The organism is Marivita sp., assembly GCF_020055675.1.
Classification (GTDB): Bacteria; Pseudomonadota; Alphaproteobacteria; order Rhodobacterales; family Rhodobacteraceae; genus Marivita.
Window position 1 is genome coordinate 37,672 of the sequence record NZ_JAIPUS010000011.1, and the last position, 19,452, is coordinate 57,123.

A 19,452-nucleotide genomic window follows, 5' to 3' on the forward strand; every position below is an offset into this window, starting at 1 on the left:
AGGAGTGACGCTGTCCATTCTCGGGATCGTCCTGACAGCGGCGTTCCTGCACGCGCTGTGGAACGCGCTCGTCAAGGCATCGGGTGACCGTGCGATCACCTTGGGGCTGGTGGCAGCGGGCCATTGCGTGCCTGCGATCCTGCTGCTGCCGATGGCGCCGGTCCCCGCGATGGCGGCGCTGCCCTATATCGTGGCCTCCACGGTGATACACTGGGGCTACTATTACTTCCTGAACATGGCTTACCGCTTTGGCGATCTGTCCCTGATCTATCCCATAGCCCGTGGCGCGGCCCCGGTGATGGTCGCACTGGGCGCGATGGTCTGGGCCGACGAGGGTCTGCCAGTCCTCGCGTGGATCGGGATAGTCACGGTATCCGCCGGGATCATGATCCTCGCAGCCATTCGCCATGCCGACACGCGGGGCATCGCGGCGGCCCTGTGCACCTCGGCTATCATCGCTGCGTATTCGATCATTGACGGCATCGGCATCCGCGTCTCCGGCGCGCCATTGGGATATGTGATCTGGCTCTTCGCCGCAGAGATCTTTGTGGTGTTCTTTGTCGGCGCCACGCGGGTCCAACGCCTTCGGGCGCTGCCGGGCAAGGCAGTGACCCTGGGCCTTTTGGGCGGTGCGATCTCGGGCCTGGCTTACGCCCTTGCGCTTTACGCCAAAACCCTCGCACCCATCGGCATCGTCTCGGCCATTCGCGAAACCTCGGTGATCTTCGCCGCCTTGATCGGTGTCTACTGGATGGGCGAAGGCCCGGCCCGACGCCGGCTCATTGCCGCGTCTGTCGTTGCGCTGGGTGTGATCCTGCTGACGTTCTCATGATGCACCACCGGATCACAGCTTGCGAAAGATTCGCGTCGACTGGAACATCTCCTCCAGCGCCTCGATCCGGTCCAGCGCGGTTTCGGACACACGCGTCTGCACCTCTGCGACAAGCGCCTCGATCACGAGGTTGATCGCCAGCGTCGAATCCCAGCTTGACGGCGCCTCGATCTGCGCATTCACCACATGATCCGCCTGTCGCGAAATCGGGGACCCCCATTGATCCGTGAACAGGATGATCTGCGCGTCGCGATCCTTGGCCAACTCCGCCAGTCGGTCCAGGTCACGCTCATACCGCCGGATGTCGAACAGGATCAGAACCGACATGCGATCCATATCAAGAATGTATTGCGGCCACACGTTGGGGGACGCGCCCAAAAGCGTGACCCCCGGCCGGATGATCTGAAGATGATTGTAGAAATAGTCCGCATTTGACCGGGTAATGCGCCCGCCGGACAGGAACAGCCGCCGCTCCCGATCGGCCAACACGGCGGCAATCGCGTCCACCGTCCCCGGCTCGAGCCGGTCGATGGTGCGGCTCAGATTGTCGAACACGGCTTCGGCAAACGCCTTGAACGCGGCAGAGACCGGCTTTGCGTCGCCCCACCCATCCCGCTTGGCGATGGGCGTCTTGAACTGCGCCGACGCTTCATCGCGCAGTGCGGCCTGCAAGTCCGGGAACCCGTCAAAGCCCAGCTTGCGCGCCAATCGGATCACCGTCGGCGTCGAGACCCCCGCCGCTTCGGCAATACGCGTGATCGATTGCAAGCCTCCCACGGGGTAGTCGCGCATCAAAACACCCGACAATTGCCGTTCTGCAGGCGTCAAGGCGCTTGCAGTGTCATGCAGCCGATCCTTCACTGAAAGTGCTTTTGCCATAAAATGATGCCGTTTGTAGCAATCGTTACATCGTTGCTTGGATTGGTACAAAAATCAACCAAATTTTCTTGACATGGCCCGAAACAGCACGACAAATGAAATAGTGATCCAGAACACCCCACATACGATTCTGACCGCGCAGGATAGCGCCGCCGAGGTGATCCACCCCGAGGGCGCCGCGCCGATCTGCCTTGTCTGCGAACACGCCAGCGCCCGGATTCCTGCGGTGCTGGACGATCTGGGTCTCGCGCCCGAGGACCGCTACAGCCACGCCGCATGGGACATCGGCGCGCGCGATCTGGCCGTTGCACTGGCGCAAAAGCTCGACGCACCGCTTGTCGCGGCGGGCGTGTCGCGGCTCGTCTATGACTGCAACCGCCCGCCAGAAGCACCGGATTCGATCCCGGCACGGAGCGAACTGGTAGAGGTGCCCGGCAATGCCGACCTGAGCAACGACGACCGACAGGCGCGCGTTGCCTCGGTCTACAGACCCTTCCGCGACATGCTGTGCCGCAAGCTCGATCAATTCGAGAAACCTCCGATCATGGTGACATTGCACAGCTTCACGCCTGAATGGTTCGGCGTTCCACGCAACGTTGAACTCGGCCTGCTGCACGACAACGACGACCGGTTGGCAAAGGCAATGCTCGCAGAGGCGCCGCACGACCTGGATACACGGCTCAACGCCCCTTACGATGCCAGCGATGGTGTAACGCACACGCTGCGCGAACACGCGGTCCCGCGGGGGCTTCACAATGTCATGGTCGAAATTCGCAACGACCTGATCTCCGACAGCACCGGGATTGCGCGATTTGCCGATATCCTTGGCGATATGCTGACACGGGCAATGGTCCGGGAGGTGGCGCGATGACGGCTGCCCTCAAGGCTTATGTGCGGGTCATCGACCCGGTCAACCGGATGATCGGGCGCATCGTGATGTACGGCATCTTCGTGATAATCGGCATCCTGCTCTGGTCCACCGTTTCCAAGGCGTTCCTGCTGCCCTCGCTCTGGACACTTGAAATGGCGCAATTCGCGATGGTCGCCTATTACATCCTTGGGGGTCCATATTCGATCCAGATGGGGTCCAACGTGAGGATGGACCTGATCTACGGCGAAATGAGCGACCGCCGCAAAGCCGCCATCGACGCTATGACGGTGGTGTTCCTGCTCGTCTACCTCGGTTTCCTGCTCTATGGCGGCATCGCCTCCACCGCCTATTCGCTGGGCTATTTCGGATCGGAACCGATCAGCTTTTTCGCGGGCCTTGCCACAGGCAGCGCCGAACTTGGCTTCCTCGAACGCAGCCCCACCTCGTGGCAGCCTTACCTTTGGCCGATCAAGACGATCATGGTGATCGGCATCTTCCTGATGCTGCTCCAGGTGCTCTGCGAACTGGCCAAGGACATCCTGCGCCTCAAGGGACATGAAATGGGAGCCAAGGTCTGATGCCTTACGAGGTGATAGCCGCCCTCATGTTCTCGACCATGATGCTGATGCTGCTCACCGGGCAGCGTGTATTCGGCGCCATCGGGTTTGTGGCCGTGATGGCGGCCTTTCTGCTCTGGGGGGACCGGGGCGGATACGACCTTGGCTTCTCGGCGGCGATGAAGCTGATGAAATGGTATCCGCTGCTGACTTTGCCGATGTTCATCTTCATGGGCTATGTCTTGTCCGAAAGCCGCATCGCCGACGACCTTTACCGCATGTTCCACGTCTGGATGGGCGGGCTGTCGGGGGGGCTGGCCGTGGGCACCATCGGCCTGATGGTCCTGATCTCTGCCATGAACGGGCTCAGCGTCGCGGGCATGGCCATCGGGGCCACCATCGCCCTGCCAGAACTCTTGCGGCGAGGATACGACAAACGCATGGTCACCGGGGTGATCCAGGCCGGATCATCCCTGGGCATCCTCGTGCCACCCTCGGTGGTGCTGGTGCTCTATGCGATGATCGCCCGGCAGCCCGTCGGCCAGCTCTGGCTGGCCGGGGTGATCCCCGGCCTGTTCATGGCAGCGATGTTCATCATCTATATCACCGTCCGCTGCAAACTGAACCCGGCGCTTGGCCCGGTCCTGCCTGCCGCCGAGCGCGACATTCCCCGCGCCGAAAAGCTGCGCTTGCTGCGCGCCGGTATCCTGCCGCTTGCGATCTTCTTCATCATGATGGTGCCTTTCGTGAACGGTTGGACCTCGCTCGTCGAAAGCTCGGCCATCGGCGCCATCGCCGCCTTCATGGCGGCTGTCCTCAAGGGACGCATGACACGCCAAGTGTTCGAAAACTCGGTCCGTCAGACCCTTGGCATCTCCTGCATGTTCATGTGGATCATCCTGGCCGCACTGGCCTTCGGCGCGGTGTTCGATGGGCTGGGCGCGGTCAAGGCGATCGAAAGCCTGTTCACCGAACAGCTTGGCCTGAACCCCTGGATGATCCTGATCCTGATGCAGCTCAGCTTCATCATCATGGGCACCTTCCTTGACGACACCGCAATGCTGGTGATCGTGGCCCCGCTCTACGTGCCGCTGGTGGGAGCGCTCGGCTTTGACCTGATCTGGTACGGCATCCTTTATACCATCACCACGCAGATCGCCTATATGACTCCGCCCTTCGGCTATAACCTGTTCCTGATGCGCGCGATGGCCCCGCCCGAGATAACCCTGCGCGACATCTATACATCCATCCTTCCCTTCGTGGCAGTGATGGTGGTCGCCCTTGCGACGATCATGATCTTCCCGGAAATCGCCCTGTGGCTCCCGGGATACGTATACGGAAATTAACCAAGAGACCCCGCAAACGGGGCGCATCAACCCAACCGAGAGGAAATGACATGACCACAAGACGAAAGTTTCTGAAAACCGCTGGCATCGCCGGTGTCGGCAGCCTCGCCGCTCCCGCTGTCGTCAAGGCGCAGGACGCAATCACATGGCGCTTCCAGACCTACGCAGGGGCTGCTTTGGGCGAGCATGTGACCAAGCCGGTGATCGACTACATCAACAACAACTCCAACGGCGAGCTTCAGGTCGAATTGTTCTACGCCGACCAGATCGTCCCCACGGGAGAGCTGTTCCAGGCGCTCCAGCGCGGCACCATCGATGGCGTGCATTCGGATGACGACTCCATGGCATCCCCCACCCCGCTGCGCCAATTCGGCGGCTATTTCCCGTTTGCGACCAAGCATATCCTCGACGTGCCGGTGCTCTTCAACCAGTACGGCCTGGCCGAGATCTGGGACGAGGAATATGCCAAGGTCGGTGTGAAGTGGCTGTCGGCCGCGGGCCAGGACCCGTGCAACTTCAATACCACCAAGGAAATCACCTCGGTCGCCGATCTCGACGGCCTGCGGCTCTACACTTTCCCGACTGCGGGGCGCTTCCTGTCGCAATTCGGCGTTGTCCCGGTCAGCATCCCCTACGAGGATGCCGAGGTTGCGGTGCAGACAGGCGAGCTTGACGGCATGGCCTGGTCCGGCATCACAGAAGATTACACTGTCGGCTGGGCGGACGTGACCGACTACTTCCTGACCAACAATATCTCGGGGGCGTGGATCGGATCTTGGTTCGTCAACCAGCAACGCTGGGCCGACCTGCCCGATCACCTCAAATCCGTCGTCATGGCCGCCACCGAGGCAGGCCATACCTATCGCAACCAATGGTACTGGGGCGGCGAAGCGGCGCTGCGCGCAAACGGTGAAAAGCTGGCGCTGCGCCAGGTCCCCGCAAGCGAATGGGCCGAGGTCGAGAACGCCGCCAAGGAGTTCTGGAACGAGATTGCGGAAGAAGGTGAAGTGCACCAAAAAGTCATCGACATCTTCCGCGAATATAACGGTGTCATCAATCAGGCGGGTGCCCCGTACACGTTCGAGTAAACACATCATGGCGTTCCCCGGCACCGGCCGGGGGGCGCCGACCGCACAGACACACCGCACCGCAGACGCGGTGCGCACCGACCATCCCCGGAGGCCCCGATGACCCTAGACGAGTTGCAAGCCAAAGCCGAGACCGGCGAGATCGACACCGTTCTGGTGTGCATGGTCGACATGCAGGGGCGCCTCATGGGCAAGCGTTTCCATGTCTCGAACTTCCTCGAAAGCGCCTGGAAAGAGACCCATTGCTGCAATTACCTGCTCGCCACCGATCTCGAAATGGACACGCCGGCTGGCTACAAATCCACCAGTTGGGCAGCGGGGTACGGCGATTACGTCATCCAGCCCGACCTTGGCACGCTGCGCAATGTTCCGTGGCTTGAAGGCACCGTCATGGTCCTGTGTGATGTGCTTGACCACCACACCCACAGCCCGGTTCCCCATTCGCCGCGCCAGATGCTCAAGAAACAGGTGGACCGCCTGTCCGAGATGGGCCTGACCCCGATGATGGCCACCGAGCTGGAATTCTTCCTGTTCGAACACAGCTTCGATGACATCCGCAAATCCGGGTTTCGCACCCTGACCCCGATCAGCGGGTATAACGAGGATTACAACATCCTCCAGACCACCCGTGAAGAACACGTCATGCGTCCGATCCGCAATCACCTGGTGGCCGCCGGCGTGCCTGTCGAAAACTCCAAGGGCGAGGCCGAGACCGGCCAGGAAGAGCTGAATATCCGTTACGCCGACGCATTGGCCTGCGCCGACAACCACACCATCGCCAAACACGCGGTCAAGGAAATCGCCCAGATGCAGGGCCACGCCGCGACCTTCATGCCAAAGTGGCGCGCCGACAAGGTGGGCAGCGCCGCGCATGTGCACCAGTCGCTGTTCAAGGGCGACACCAACGTTTTCCATGACGCGGGTGACACGCTCACCATGTCCGACACGATGAAAAGCTATGTCGCGGGCCTGATCAAATATGCCCCCGACATGACCATTTTCCTTGCACCCTACGTCAACAGCTACAAACGCTTCCTGCCAGGCACATTCGCCCCCACCAAGATCGCCTGGTCAGTTGACAACCGGACTGCGGGCTACCGGCTTGTCGGTGACGGGACCAAAGGCGTGCGGATCGAATGTCGCATCCCGGGCTCCGATATCAACCCGTATCTTGCCTGCGCGGCGCAGCTCGCGGCAGGGATTGCCGGCATGGAGGAGAGACTGTCGCTGGCCGATCCGGTGTCCGGCGATGTCTACGGCATGACCGACATCCCCGAGATTCCGAACACTTTGCTCAAGGCCACGGATGTCCTGCGCAACTCCACAATGCTGCGCGCCGCCATGGGCGACGACGTGATCGACCACTACACCCGCGCCGCCGAAGTCGAACAGGAAGCGTTCGACGCCGCTGTCACCGACTGGGAACTCCAGCGCGGATTTGAAAGAGCCTGAACCATGACCAAGACCCAAGACCTGATCTCCCCGATCGACGGATCGGTTTATCTCACACGCGATGTACTGCCCCGCGACGCCGCCTTTGCCGCCGCGAAACGCGCCCGCGACGCCCAGGCCGACTGGGCCGCGCGCCCGGTGGCCGAACGCATCGCGCTGGTCCGCAAGGCCGGCGAGATCATTGGCACGCAAACCGACCGCATGGCGACCGAACTGGCGCACCAGATGGGCCGCCCGATCCGCTACGGCGGCGAATATGGCGGCTTCGACGAACGCCTGACCTACATGGCGGACGTGGCCGAAGAGGGCCTCGCCCCGATGGAAATCGAGGACAGCGCCACCGCCCACCGCGTCATCAAGCGGGTTCCCTGGGGCACCGTTCTGGTGATCGCGCCCTGGAACTACCCCTATATGACCGCCATCAACACCGTCGCCCCGGCCCTGATCGCCGGCAACAGCGTGATCCTGAAGCACGCCGCCCAGACGCTCGCCGTCGGCGACCATCTGGCCGAGGCGTTTCATGCCGCAGGCGTGCCGGAAGACGTGTTCCAGAACCTCGTGCTCGACCACGATACCACCTCTGCCCTGATCACCGACCGCGCGGTCGATTTCGTGAACTTCACCGGATCGGTCGGTGGCGGTCAGGCGATGGAACGCGCAGCGGCGGGCACCTTCACGCCGGTCTCGACCGAACTTGGCGGCAAGGACCCCGGCTATGTCCGTGCCGATGCCAATGTCGACGCGGCAGTCGATGGGCTGATGGATGGCGCGATGTTCAACGCCGGGCAATGCTGCTGCGGAATCGAACGCATCTACGTGCACGAGAGCCTATATGACGCGTTTGTCGAAAAGGCGGTCGCCTGGGTCAACGCGCAGAAACTGGGCAACCCTCTGGACCCCGACACGATGATGGGCCCGATGGCCAACGTGCGCTTTGCCCGCGAGGTTCGCGCTCAGATAGACGAGGCGCTGGCCGATGGCGCCACGGCCCATATCGACACCATGCCTGCCGACGATGGCGGCGCGTATCTCACCCCGCAAGTCCTGACCAATGTCACCCACAAGATGCGCGTCATGCGCGACGAAAGCTTCGGCCCGGTGATCGGCATCATGCCGGTCAAGGACGACGAGGAGGCGGTCAAGCTTATGAATGACAGCCAATTCGGCCTGACCGCCGCGATCTTTTCCAAGGACGCCGATGCCGTCGAAGCCATCGCGGACCGGATCGAGACCGGCACCGTCTTCATGAACCGCTGCGACTACCTCGACCCCGCGCTCTGCTGGACCGGGTGCAAGGACACAGGTCGCGGGCAGGGTCTGTCGAAACTGGCGTATCAGGCTCTGACACGCCCCAAATCCTACCATCTCAAGAAAGCGTGACGACATGAGCCTCACCGGAAACTGGTCCTACCCCACCGCCATCCGCTTTGGCGCAGGCCGCATCTCGGAAATCGCCGAGGCCTGCCTCGCCGCCGGGATCACCAAGCCGCTTCTGGTCACCGACCGGGGTCTCGCGGACATGGAGATCACCACCAAGACCCTGAACCTGATCGAACAGGCCGGGCTGGGCCGTGCGATGTTTTCGGATGTCGATCCCAACCCGAACGAGAAAAACGTCGAAGAGGGTCTGCGCGTCTACCGCGAAGGCGGGTTCGACGGCGTCGTGGCCTTTGGCGGCGGGTCGGGTCTGGACCTTGCCAAGACGCTGGCCTTCATGGCCGGCCAGTCCCGCCCGCTGTGGGATTTCGAAGACATCGGCGACTGGTGGACCCGCGCGGATCCCGCCGGCATTCACCCCATCGTCGCCGTGCCCACAACTGCGGGCACCGGCTCCGAAGTGGGCCGCGCCAGCGTCATCACAAATTCGGAAACCCACGAGAAAAAGATCATCTTCCACCCCAAGATGCTCCCCGCCGTGGTGATCTGCGACCCCGAACTGACCGTGGGCATGCCCAAATTCATCACCGCAGGCACCGGGCTTGATGCCTTTGCCCATTGCGTCGAGGCCTATTCCAGCCCGCATTACCATCCGATGAGCCAGGGCATGGCGCTGGAAGGCATGAAGCTGGTCGTGGAAAACCTGCCCCTTGCCTATAAGGACGGGTCACATATCGACGCGCGCGCCAACATGATGAGCGCCGCCGCCATGGGGGCCACCGCCTTCCAAAAGGGGCTGGGTGCGATCCATGCGCTGTCGCACCCCATCGGCGCGCATCACCAAACGCATCATGGAACAACGAATGCGGTCTGCATGCCCGCCGTGCTCAAGTTCAATGCAGACGCCATCCGCGACCGCTTCGACCGCGCGGCGGGGTATCTGGGTATCGACGGCGGCTTCGACGGGTTCTGCGCCTTTGTCGATCAGTTCAACGACAGTTTCGCGATCCCGAAAACGCTGACCGATCTGGGCGTCACGGACCCGGATCTCGACGTGCTGGTGCGCGACGCGCTCAACGACCCGTCCACAGGCGGCAACCCGGTCACCATGACCGAAGCCAATACCCGCGCCCTATTCGAATCCGTCTTCTAAGGGCGCGCAATTCTTCGAAGAATTGCGGGAGACTTTTCGAAAAGTCTCCCGCCCTCACTCCACCGCCTGATACCACGCCACGATCTGCGCCCGCGCGTCCGCATCCATCTGGATCGCGTTCGGCGGCGGCATCGCGTGGGACCGTCCCGCCTGCAGGTAAATCTCTTCCGCATGCTGCGCCACGTCGCTTTCGGTCTCAAGGTACACGCCCTTGGGGGCCCAGCGGATGCCGTCCCACAAAGGCTCGCGGGCATGGCACATCGAACAATTTCCCTGCACCGCGTTATAGGCGTCGTCGAACCCCTCGGCCGAGGCAAAGCGCATCTCGAAATCGGTCAACGGGCGCTCCGCTGCCTCGTCATAGGTCTCTGTTCCACCCAGCGTCGACAGCCAGGCGATCGAAACAAAGATCACCGCGGTCGCCGCCCAGGTCCAGTTCGGCTGGCCCTTGCCCGCGTGCATGGAGTTGAAATAATGCCGGATCGTCACCCCCATCAGGAAGACCAATGAGGCGATCAGCCACGCGAACTCCGTGCCAAAGGCCAGCGGGTAATGGTTCGACAGCATCAGGAAGATCACCGGCAGCGTCAGGTAGTTGTTATGCGTTGACCGCAGCTTCGCGATCTTGCCGTATTTCGGGTCCGGCGTGCGCCCGTTCTTGAGGTCATCCACGACAATCCGCTGGTTCGGCATGATGATGAAGAACACGTTGGCCGTCATGATCGTCGCCGTGAATGCCCCCAGGTGCAGCAGCGCCGCACGCCCGGTGAACACCTGGTCATAGCCCCAGGCCATCACCACGAGAATGCCGAACAGGATCAGCATCAGCACCGTCGGTTGATCCCCAAGCGAAGATTTGCACAGGGCGTCATAGAGCAGCCAGCCAATGGTCAGCGACAAGGCCGAAATCGCGATCCCCTGCCACAGCGCCAGTTCGGCCTTGGTCGGATCGAGCAGGTACAGCTCTCCGCCCACCCAGTAGACGATCATCAAGAGCGCCGCACCTGACACCCAGGTGATATAGCTCTGCCATTTATGCCAGATCAGATGTTCGGGCATGTGTTCGGGTGCGACCATGTATTTCTGGATATGGTAAAACCCGCCGCCATGGACCTGCCATTCCTCACCAGAGACACCCGCCGGCGCATGGGCGACCTTTTTCAGACCCAGATCAAGCGCGATGAAAAAGAACGACGCCCCGATCCACGCCATCGCGGTGATGACATGCAACCAGCGCACCGCGAAGGCGATCCAGTCCCACAGAACGGCGAAATCATACATGGCTAAGGCTCCGGCTTTGGGGGTTTGCACCAGACTAGCGGCAGGTGCATTCTTCTGCTATTCCAATCAAACTCCAAGCTGTATCAAAAAACTGCGAAGAATGTCCTATCTCGACAACATCAGAACCTTTGTTCGTGTCTACGAATTGGGCAGCATGTCCGCCGCCGGTCGGGATTTGCGCATTTCACCCGCCGTCACATCGACACGTATTGCGCAGCTTGAGGACCACCTGTCGGTCCGCCTGTTCCAGCGCACCACCCGCAACCTGACGCCCACCGAACAGGGGCGACTGTTCTATACCGGTGCGGTCGAGGTTCTGGAAGCGGTGGACGTGGCCGAAGCGCAGGTCGTCGATATTACCGACAACCCGCGCGGATCGATCTACGTGGCCGCCCCCCTGGGCGTGGGCCGCCGGCTGATCGCACCGCAGGTGTCTGCCTTTCTGGACCAATACCCCGAGGTGTCCGTCCGGTTGCGCCTGACGGATCGCAAGGTTGACCTGACCACAGAAGGGCTGGATCTGGCCTTCTTTCTGGGGGAGCCCGAGGACAGCACCTTGCGGATCCGCAAGATTGCCGATGTCGATCGGCTGCTCTGCGCGGCCCCGGACTATATCGCGGCCAATGGCATGCCCGCGTCCGGCGCGGACCTGATTACACAGAACCACGAATGCCTGAACCTGCGTTTTCCCGGCGCAACCGAATTCCAGTGGCGCCTGCAAACCCGTGACGGTCCGAAACGCTTCAAGGTGCGCGGGCGCTTCGAATCCGATGATGGCGATGTGCTCACCGATTGGGCGCTTGCCGGGCATGGCATCGTGCTCAAACCAAAGTTCGAAGTGGCCGACCACCTGCGCACGGGCCGGCTGATCCCTGTGGCCACGACCACGCCACCGATGCCGGTACAGATGGCGTGCCTGTTCACGCATCGGCGCAAACAGGATCCCAAGACCCGGCTGTTCATGGATTTCGTGATCGGGCAGATCGGCAACGTGATCAAGAACGCCTGAGGCCGCGCGCAGATGCGCCACCGCGCCTGACGGGTTCCGTTGACGGAAACGCGCGCCTAGCTGCCCCGATAGGTCGAATACCCAAACGGCGACAGCAGCAGTGGCACGTGGTAATGCGCCTCTGCGTCAGACATGCCAAAGCGGATCGGCACCTCGTCAAGAAACAGCGGTTCGTCCGCCGCCTGCCCCATGGCACGCAGGTAATCGCCCGCGAAGAACACCAGTTCATAAGTCCCAATTTGAAACGCATCCGCGGGCAGGATCGGACTGTCGGTGCGACCGTCCGCGTTGGTCACGGTCTCGGCGATCTGTGCGGTGCCCGCTTGCGTCACGCGGGACAGCGTAATCCTGAGACCTGCTGCCGGGCATCCCTTCGCCGTATCGAGAACATGGGTCGTCAAATAACCGGACATTGCGCGCTCCTCGTAATGCGATGCCTCTTTATGCAGCCAGACCGGGCCAAACCGCAAATGGAACGCGTTTGAGACACCTTTCGGGATTTCTTGAAAAACGGAATGTATTATTCGGAATACAACGACGACCACTCAGGAGGATTCACACGTGCAACGCTACCCCCGCGATATGACAGGATACGGCGCAACTCCCCCCAAGGCCAATTGGCCGGGCGGTGCGAAAATCGCCGTTCAGATCGTTCTCAACTACGAAGAGGGCGGCGAGAACAACATCCTGCATGGCGATGCCGCCTCCGAGGCGTTCCTGTCCGAAATCACCGGTGCGCAGCCCTGGCCGGGGATGCGGCACTGGAACATGGAATCGATCTACGAATACGGCAGCCGCGCCGGGTTCTGGCGTCTGCACCGGATGATGCAGGACCTGCCCATCACGATCTACGGCGTCGCAACCGCGCTGGCCCGCGCCCCCGAACAGGTGGCCGCGATGAAGGACGCCGGCTGGGAAATCGCCTCGCACGGCCTCAAGTGGGTCGAACACAAGGACATGCCCGAGGACGAGGAACGCGCCCAGATCATCGAGGCGATCCGCCTGCACACCGAGGTCGTGGGCGCGCCACCCAAGGGCTGGTACACGGGTCGCTGTTCGAACAACACCTTAAGGCTGGTGGCGGAACACGGCGGGTTCGACTACGTCGCCGACAGCTATGCCGACGACCTGCCCTATTGGTCGCGCTTTGACGACACGCACCAGCTCATCATGCCCTACACCATGGATTGCAACGACATGCGCTTCGGCATCCAGGCGGGGTTCACTACTGGCGACCAGTTCGAAAGCTACCTGAAAGACAGCTTCGACACCCTCTATGCCGAAGGTGCCCAAGGGGCGCCCAAGATGCTGTCGATCGGGTTGCATTGCCGCATCATGGGACGCCCCGGCCGCGCTGCCGCCTTGAAGCGCGCGCTCGACTACATGGCAGGCCATGCCGACGTCTGGTTCGCCACCCGCCAGCAGATCGCGCGGCACTGGGCCAACGAGCATCCCGCGCCGACCGGGCAACGCCCCTCTGACATGACGCGCGAGGACTTCGTGGCGGCCTTTGGCGACATCTTCGAACATTCGCCCTGGATTGCCGACCGCGCCTGCGATTTCGAAACCGGCCCGACCCACGACACGGCCCGCGGGGTGCACAGCCTGCTCTGTCGTGCGTTCCGCAGTGCGTCTGACGAAGACCGGCTCGGCGTGCTGAACGCTCACCCGGATCTCGCCGGAAAGCTTGCCTCTGCCGGTCGGCTGACAGCCGATTCCACATCCGAACAGGCGGGCGCCGGGCTCGACATGCTGACCGACGAAGAACGCGCGACCTTTCAAAAGCTCAACGCCGATTATGTCGCGCGCCACGGCTTTCCCTTCATCATCGCGGTCAAGGACAACACCAGGGCAACGATCCTCGACGCCTTTCACCGCCGTATTCAAAATGATCGCGACACCGAATTCGCCGAGGCCTGCCGACAGGTCGAACGCATTGCCGAGTTGCGCCTGATCGAAAAGCTGGGCGCATGACGATGCAGATCACCACAGACCCGCTGACCGCCGACGCCTTCGCCCCCTTCGGCGATCTGCTGGATTGCGCAGGCGACCCGGACAAGCTGATCAATCAAGGGCTGTGCGGCCGCTATCACGACCGCGCAACGCTCGATTTCGCCGAAGGTCACGCCGGGATCAGCCTGTTCAAGGCCGAATTGCGCAGCCTGCCCTACAGGCTGGACATGATGGAACGGCACCCGCTGGGCAGCCAGGCCTTTGTCCCGATGAGCCACGATCCCTTCCTGGTGATCGTCGCGCCGGATGACGGCGGCCGACCCGGCACGCCCCGCGCCTTCCTGACCCAGGCGGGACAGGCGATCAACATCCACCGCAACACCTGGCACGGCGTTCTGACGCCCCTGTCCGGGACCGGCCTGTTCGCCGTGATCGACCGCATTGGCGCGGGCGACAACCTGCAGGAACACTGGCTCGACACACCCTGCGAGGTGATCGACGGCAGATAACGAACCGGACGCCTTTGAGGAGGGGCCCCGGCAAAACCACTGGTTACGAGGGAGAGAGAACCATGTCAGACGCATCCATCGGCACGCCGGAGCAGCTCCGCGATCCGAATTACACACCCCCGCTTGTCAAGGCGGTCCCACTGGGCATCCAGCATGTGCTGGCCATGTTCGTCTCCAATGTCACCCCGGCCATCATCGTCTGCGGTGCTGCGGGCTTCGGGTTCGGCTCGGACAGCGCCGATTTCCCGCAGATGATCTACATGATCCAGATGTCGATGTTCTTTGCCGGCATCGCCACCTTGATCCAGACCATCGGCATCGGTCCCGTCGGTTCACGCCTGCCCATCGTGCAGGGCACCAGCTTTGCCTTCATCCCCATCATGATCCCGCTGGTGGCGGGCAAGGGCGTTGACGCCATAGCGGTGCTGATGGGCGGCATTGTCGCCGGTGGTCTCTTCCACGCGGTGCTCGGCCTTTTCATCGGCAAACTGCGCTTTGCCCTGCCGCCTCTGGTGACTGGGCTCGTGGTCACGATGATCGGCCTCGCGCTGGTCCAGGTGGGCATCCAGTACGCGGCAGGCGGTGTTCCAGCGATGGATCAACCGGAATACGGCTCGCTGCGCAATTGGACGATGGCGGGGATCGTGATCCTTGTCACGCTTGGCCTCAAGTTCTTCACCAAAGGCATGCTCTCGGTCTCTGCTGTCCTGATCGGCCTGCTCGTCGGCTACGCGGCCGCCTTCCTCATGGGAGAGGTCAGCCTCGGCAACGTCGCCACCGCCGCTCCCTTTGCCCTGCCCAACCCGCTGCATTTCGGACTCGAATTCACCGTGGCCGCGGTCATCGGCTTTTGCCTGATGTCCTTCGTCTCGGCCGTCGAAACCGTGGGTGACGTCAGCGGCATCACCAAGGGCGGCGCGGGACGCGAGGCGACCGACACGGAAATCCAGGGCGCGACCTATGCAGACGGGATCGGAACAGCCGTGTCGGGCCTCTTCGGGGCCTTGCCGAACACGTCGTTCAGCCAGAATGTCGGCCTGATCGCCATGACCGGTGTGATGAGCCGGGGTGTCGTCACCATCGGTGCCGTCTTCCTGATCCTCTGCGGGCTTGTGCCCAAGGTCGGCGCGGTGATCTCGTCGGTCCCCATCGAAGTGCTGGGCGGCGGCGTGATCGTCATGTTCGGCATGGTCGTCGCGGCTGGCATCTCGATGCTGTCCGATGTGAACTGGAACCGCCGCAACATGGTGATCTTCGCGATCTCCCTGTCGCTGGGTCTTGGGCTTCAGCTTGAACCGAACGCGCTGCAATACCTGCCGCAGACGCTCCGGGTGCTCGCCACCAGCGGCATCCTGCCCGCCGCCCTGATCGCCATCGTGCTGAACCTCGTCCTGCCACAAGAGCTTGCCGGAGAATCCACAGAGGAAGTCTCGGGCGGCATGGCCGGCCATGGCACGGGCCTGAAAGGCAAGACAGACGCGTCCGCCGCCAACGTCTGATCCGGTCAGGGGAAATCCACCCGAAAGACCCCCGGCGCCCCGCGCCGGGGGTCTTGTTCGTGGACCCCGCCCAGCTTGCGCGGGACCCGTGGTGCCGGAACGAAACAGGTCCGGCGGCGTTTCTCCGCCGTGAGTGAGATTGAATCACGAACGGCAAAGGAGACCAACATGACCTATTTCACGACCGCAGCCCGCACGGCCACCGCGATCACCCTCGTGGCCGCCATCCCAGCTTTTGCACAGGACAGCGAAAACCAGGACTCCGACGGCGACTCCGTTCAGGTCCTGGCGACCTGGACCTACGCCCCCCTCTATGAAGACGGCTGGAGCGTTGAGAACATGTTCAACGTGACCGATGTCACGGGCCCCGGAGACGAGGTTATCGGCGACGTCGAAAACGTGATCTTCCGCAATAACGGCGAGGTGCTTGGCATTGTCGCGCAGGTCGGGGGGTTCTGGGATATCGGCGACACGCATGTCTTTGTTCCATGGGACGACGTCTCGGTCGGGGACGATCTCTCGCAGGCACAGGTCCCGGTGACGGAAGAGGAGGTCGACGATTTCGATATCTTCGGCGCCACGGAAGGCGATGCCATGGTCGCCGAGAGCGACGCGTCTGATACCAATGTCGTCGATGACGATCTTGTAGCCGGTGAAAGCGTCTTCAAGGCCACCGATCTGATCGGGGATTACGCCTATCTCTCGGATGGGGTGCAATACGGCTATGTCGCGGATCTCATCGTGCAGGATGGCAGGATCTCTGCCGTTGTTTCGGACGCGGCCAGCTACGGACGCAGCGGCTATTACGCCTATCCCTATCAATACGGCCGTGGATCGCCGCGCATGGGGCCGCGCTACCAGATGCCATATGATCAGTCCGAGATCGATACGATCGAGAGCTTCGATTACACACAACTTCAGTCGCGCGCTGAATAACCCCTGGAATCCGCGTCCACAGTCCGGCCGGGATCGGCACGACCGATCAAACGGCCGCTCCGACAAAAGGCCCCCGCACCATCCGGTCCGGGGGCCTTTTTTCGTGTTCATGTCGCGTGCGGGACAGGGTCAATCATCCAGAACAAAGGTCACGGAGAGGTTCACCTTGAATTCGGTGACCTTGCCGTTTTCGATCATCACGTTCTGATCCTTGATCCAAGCACTCTTGAGCCCGCGCAAGGTCTTCGATGCGCGCTCGATCCCCAGCTTGGTGGCGTCGTCAAAACTGTTGGGCGATGTCGCTGAAATTTCAGTTACACGTGCGACCGACATGATATCCTCCTTTTGGTTTCATGTAGCGTGTCAACACACAGACCGGGAACACGTTCCGTAATTCGCCCGGCGCAGTCCGGACGGCCGCCTAAGATGGAGGAACCGGCGGGGGGTCAAATTCAGAAATCCACCTCGATCGCGACGCCACGCTCAATCGCCAATCCAACAACCTTCGACGCAACGGCCAGGTCCTGCAGCCCCACGCCGGTGCCATCGAACAGCGTGATATCGCTGTCCGACAGGCGACCGGGGTGCGCCTCGTTTATCACCGCCCCGATCTCGGTCACATCCGACTCCGCGATCAGCCCGGTCGCCACCGCGTGCTGCGCCTCGCCGATGGAGACCGACTGCGCCACCTCGTCGGTGAAGACACTGGCCCGCGCCAGAAGCGCCGCCTCGACCTCCTGCTTGCCCTTGGTATCGGTGCCCATGCAGGCCAGATGCGTGCCCGGGCTGACATGATCCGCCATCAGCGACGGCGCGAAAGCCGAGGTGATCGAGATGATCACATCTGCTTGCCTCAACCCCGGCAGGTCCACCGCCTCGAAGGGCACACCGGCCTCATTCGCGACCGTCTCGATATTGGGCAGCATCTCGGGGTGGTAATTCCAGCCGATCACCTTCTCGAAGGACCGCTGCTCCAATGCTGCACGCAGCTGGAACGTCGCCTGATGGCCCGCACCAACCATGCCCATGACCTTGGCATCCGGCCGCGCCAGGTGCTTGATCGACACCGATGAGGCCGCCGCCGTGCGCAGCGCGGTCAACAGGTTACCACCCACCATCGCATGCACGCGGCCCGTGTCCGGATCGAACAGGAACACCGTCGACTGGTGGTTGATCAACCCGCGCTTCTCAAGGTTGTGCGGCCAGTAGCCGCCGGCTTTCAGGCCCAGCGATCCGCCCGCGCGGTCGAACCCGCCCTTGAAGCCATAAAGCGCATCCTCGTGGCCAACCGCTTCGCGCACCACGGGAAAATTGTACGCATCGCCGGATGCCATCGCGGCAAATACCTGTTCGACCGCCTCGAACGCGGCCTCGCGCGACACCAGATCGGCAATCCGGTCTTCCGGAACAATATACATGGTCTCTCCCTCGCGAAAACGGCGCGCCATCCCCGTAACGCGCCGCATAATGCTTCTTTGTTTCAAAAATATCCCGGGGGTCTGGGGGCAGAGCCCCCAGCCAGTCGACGCGCGTCAGCGCGGCGAAATCAGTATGCGCGCCCCCGGGCCGACACCGGCCAGACGGTTTCCACCACGCCATCGCGCACACCGACATACCAGTCGTGCACGTTGCAGGTCGGGTCGCAATGGCCGGGAACCAGCTTGAGCTTGTCATTGACCTTGAGCACCCCCTGCGGGTCCGCAACGACGCCATGCTCGTCCGAGCATTTGACATATTCCACGTCGTCCCGGCCAAAGATCACCGGCAGGCCGCTGTCCACGGATTGCGCCTTGAGACCGGCATCCACGATGGCCTTGTCCGCCTTCGCGTGGCTCATCACCGAGGTCAGGATGAACAGCGCGTTTTCCCATTCACCCTGGTCGATGCGCTTGCCGTCCTTGTCAAGGATACGCCCGTAATCCGCATCCATGAACGCGTAGGACCCGCACTGAAGCTCGTTATAGACACCCGAGTTCGACTCGAAATAATACGACCCCGTACCGCCACCGCCGACGATGTCGCATGCGATGCCATCGGCCTTCAGCGTATCGACCGCATCTTTCACCTGCGCCACCGCAACCGCGATCTTGGCCTTGCGCTCGTCATAGCTGTCCATGTGCTGCATCGCGCCCTGATAGGCCTGGATGCCCGCGAACTTGAGCCCCTCTGCCGCGTCGATCGCCTTGGCAAGCTCGACCACCGCAGGCGTTGTCGTCACACCGCACCGCCCAGCGCCGCAGTCGATTTCGACCAGGCATTCGATCTGGGTGCCATGCTTGACGGCAGCAGCCGACAGGTCGGCCACATTGGCCAGGTCATCCACACAACAGATCGTCCGCGCGCCCAGCTTGGGCATCCGCGCCAGGCGGTCGATCTTGGCGGGATCGCGCACCTGGTTCGACACCAGCACATCGGTGATACCGCCACGGGCGAACACCTCGGCCTCGGACACTTTCTGACAGCAGACACCACAGGCACCGCCCCGCTCGACCTGCAAAAGCGCCACGTCCACCGACTTGTGCATCTTGCCGTGTACGCGGTGACGCATGCCATGCGCCTTGGCATAATCGCCCATCTTCTTGATATTGCGCTCCAGCGCGTCAAGATCGAGCACCAGCGCCGGTGTCTGCACATCCGCCTCGGCCATGCCCGGCTTGGCCGGGATGTCGAAGCCCACTTCGTAATCGTCGAAAACGGTCATGTCTTTCAT

General features: G+C 62.2%; 19 protein-coding genes. 13 read left to right on the forward strand and 6 right to left on the reverse strand.

What is annotated here, in order from left to right; translation table 11 throughout:
* The first annotated feature begins 4 nt into the window (after positions 1 to 4).
* The gene (locus tag LCF59_RS09360) at positions 5 to 832 is read left to right on the forward strand and encodes a DMT family transporter (protein ID WP_292287202.1); all 828 of its coding nucleotides are present in this window, start codon (positions 5 to 7) and stop codon (positions 830 to 832) included.
* A 12-nt stretch (positions 833 to 844) separates the two neighbouring features.
* Here LCF59_RS09360 and LCF59_RS09365 read toward each other — a convergent pair whose 3' ends face one another.
* Positions 845 to 1,711: a MurR/RpiR family transcriptional regulator gene (locus tag LCF59_RS09365; protein ID WP_292287203.1), complete on the reverse strand. Its 867-nt coding sequence runs from the start codon at positions 1,709 to 1,711 to the stop codon at positions 845 to 847.
* Positions 1,712 to 1,814: 103 nt separating this feature from the next.
* Here LCF59_RS09365 and LCF59_RS09370 point away from each other — a divergent pair, with 103 nt between their 5' ends.
* The 7 genes from LCF59_RS09370 to LCF59_RS09400 all read left to right on the forward strand — a co-directional run bounded on the left by LCF59_RS09370 (position 1,815) and on the right by LCF59_RS09400 (position 9,555).
* Positions 1,815 to 2,582, forward strand: coding sequence for an N-formylglutamate amidohydrolase (locus tag LCF59_RS09370; protein WP_292287204.1), 768 nt, complete (start codon positions 1,815 to 1,817; stop codon positions 2,580 to 2,582).
* Entirely contained in the window at positions 2,579 to 3,160 is a 582-nt protein-coding gene (locus LCF59_RS09375) for a TRAP transporter small permease subunit (RefSeq protein ID WP_292287205.1), read from the forward strand. Before LCF59_RS09370 ends, LCF59_RS09375 begins: the two co-directional genes overlap by 4 nt.
* Positions 3,160 to 4,485, forward strand: a complete 1,326-nt coding sequence (locus tag LCF59_RS09380) for a TRAP transporter large permease subunit (protein ID WP_292287206.1) — start codon at positions 3,160 to 3,162, stop codon at positions 4,483 to 4,485. Before LCF59_RS09375 ends, LCF59_RS09380 begins: the two co-directional genes overlap by 1 nt.
* 50 nt (positions 4,486 to 4,535) lie before the next feature.
* Complete coding sequence (locus tag LCF59_RS09385; protein ID WP_292287207.1) at positions 4,536 to 5,573, forward strand: TRAP transporter substrate-binding protein; 1,038 nt, start codon at positions 4,536 to 4,538, stop codon at positions 5,571 to 5,573.
* A gap of 99 nt (positions 5,574 to 5,672) precedes the next feature.
* Positions 5,673 to 7,025, forward strand: coding sequence for a glutamine synthetase family protein (locus LCF59_RS09390; RefSeq protein ID WP_292287208.1), 1,353 nt, complete (start codon positions 5,673 to 5,675; stop codon positions 7,023 to 7,025).
* A 3-nt stretch (positions 7,026 to 7,028) separates the two neighbouring features.
* Positions 7,029 to 8,405 (forward strand): aldehyde dehydrogenase family protein, encoded by a 1,377-nt coding sequence (locus tag LCF59_RS09395; RefSeq protein ID WP_292287209.1) that lies wholly within the window; start codon positions 7,029 to 7,031, stop codon positions 8,403 to 8,405.
* A gap of 4 nt (positions 8,406 to 8,409) precedes the next feature.
* Positions 8,410 to 9,555, forward strand: a complete 1,146-nt coding sequence (locus LCF59_RS09400) for an iron-containing alcohol dehydrogenase (RefSeq protein ID WP_292287210.1) — start codon at positions 8,410 to 8,412, stop codon at positions 9,553 to 9,555.
* A gap of 54 nt (positions 9,556 to 9,609) precedes the next feature.
* On the opposite strand, the gene LCF59_RS09405 is transcribed toward LCF59_RS09400, so the two are convergent.
* On the reverse strand, positions 9,610 to 10,836 hold the full coding sequence (locus LCF59_RS09405) for a urate hydroxylase PuuD (protein WP_292287211.1): 1,227 nt from the start codon (positions 10,834 to 10,836) through the stop codon (positions 9,610 to 9,612).
* 100 nt (positions 10,837 to 10,936) lie between these two features.
* Here LCF59_RS09405 and LCF59_RS09410 point away from each other — a divergent pair, with 100 nt between their 5' ends.
* Positions 10,937 to 11,845: a LysR family transcriptional regulator gene (locus LCF59_RS09410; protein ID WP_292287212.1), complete on the forward strand. Its 909-nt coding sequence runs from the start codon at positions 10,937 to 10,939 to the stop codon at positions 11,843 to 11,845.
* Positions 11,846 to 11,901: 56 nt separating this feature from the next.
* Here LCF59_RS09410 and uraH read toward each other — a convergent pair whose 3' ends face one another.
* A complete protein-coding gene (gene uraH / locus LCF59_RS09415; protein WP_292287213.1) occupies positions 11,902 to 12,258 on the reverse strand; it encodes a hydroxyisourate hydrolase in 357 nt (118 codons plus the stop codon).
* A 148-nt stretch (positions 12,259 to 12,406) separates the two neighbouring features.
* Here uraH and puuE point away from each other — a divergent pair, with 148 nt between their 5' ends.
* The 4 genes from puuE (at position 12,407) to LCF59_RS09435 (ending at position 16,742) form a co-directional block, all read left to right on the forward strand.
* Positions 12,407 to 13,819: an allantoinase PuuE gene (puuE, locus tag LCF59_RS09420; protein WP_292287214.1), complete on the forward strand. Its 1,413-nt coding sequence runs from the start codon at positions 12,407 to 12,409 to the stop codon at positions 13,817 to 13,819.
* Positions 13,816 to 14,307 carry an ureidoglycolate lyase gene (locus LCF59_RS09425; protein WP_292287215.1) on the forward strand — a complete coding sequence of 164 codons (492 nt, stop codon included), beginning with the start codon at positions 13,816 to 13,818 and terminating at the stop codon, positions 14,305 to 14,307. The genes puuE and LCF59_RS09425 overlap by 4 nt, the downstream gene beginning before the upstream one ends.
* 62 nt (positions 14,308 to 14,369) lie before the next feature.
* Positions 14,370 to 15,806 carry a nucleobase:cation symporter-2 family protein gene (locus LCF59_RS09430; protein ID WP_292287216.1) on the forward strand — a complete coding sequence of 479 codons (1,437 nt, stop codon included), beginning with the start codon at positions 14,370 to 14,372 and terminating at the stop codon, positions 15,804 to 15,806.
* A 168-nt stretch (positions 15,807 to 15,974) separates the two neighbouring features.
* On the forward strand, positions 15,975 to 16,742 hold the full coding sequence (locus LCF59_RS09435; RefSeq protein ID WP_292287217.1) for a PRC-barrel domain-containing protein: 768 nt from the start codon (positions 15,975 to 15,977) through the stop codon (positions 16,740 to 16,742).
* Between the two features lie 129 nt (positions 16,743 to 16,871).
* Here LCF59_RS09435 and LCF59_RS09440 read toward each other — a convergent pair whose 3' ends face one another.
* From LCF59_RS09440 to bhcC, 3 genes are all read right to left on the reverse strand, one after another.
* A complete protein-coding gene (locus LCF59_RS09440) occupies positions 16,872 to 17,075 on the reverse strand; it encodes a dodecin family protein (protein WP_292287218.1) in 204 nt (67 codons plus the stop codon).
* A 119-nt stretch (positions 17,076 to 17,194) separates the two neighbouring features.
* Entirely contained in the window at positions 17,195 to 18,160 is a 966-nt protein-coding gene (bhcD, locus tag LCF59_RS09445; protein ID WP_292287219.1) for an iminosuccinate reductase BhcD, read from the reverse strand.
* Positions 18,161 to 18,288: 128 nt separating this feature from the next.
* A complete protein-coding gene (bhcC, locus tag LCF59_RS09450; protein ID WP_292287220.1) occupies positions 18,289 to 19,452 on the reverse strand; it encodes a 3-hydroxy-D-aspartate aldolase BhcC in 1,164 nt (387 codons plus the stop codon).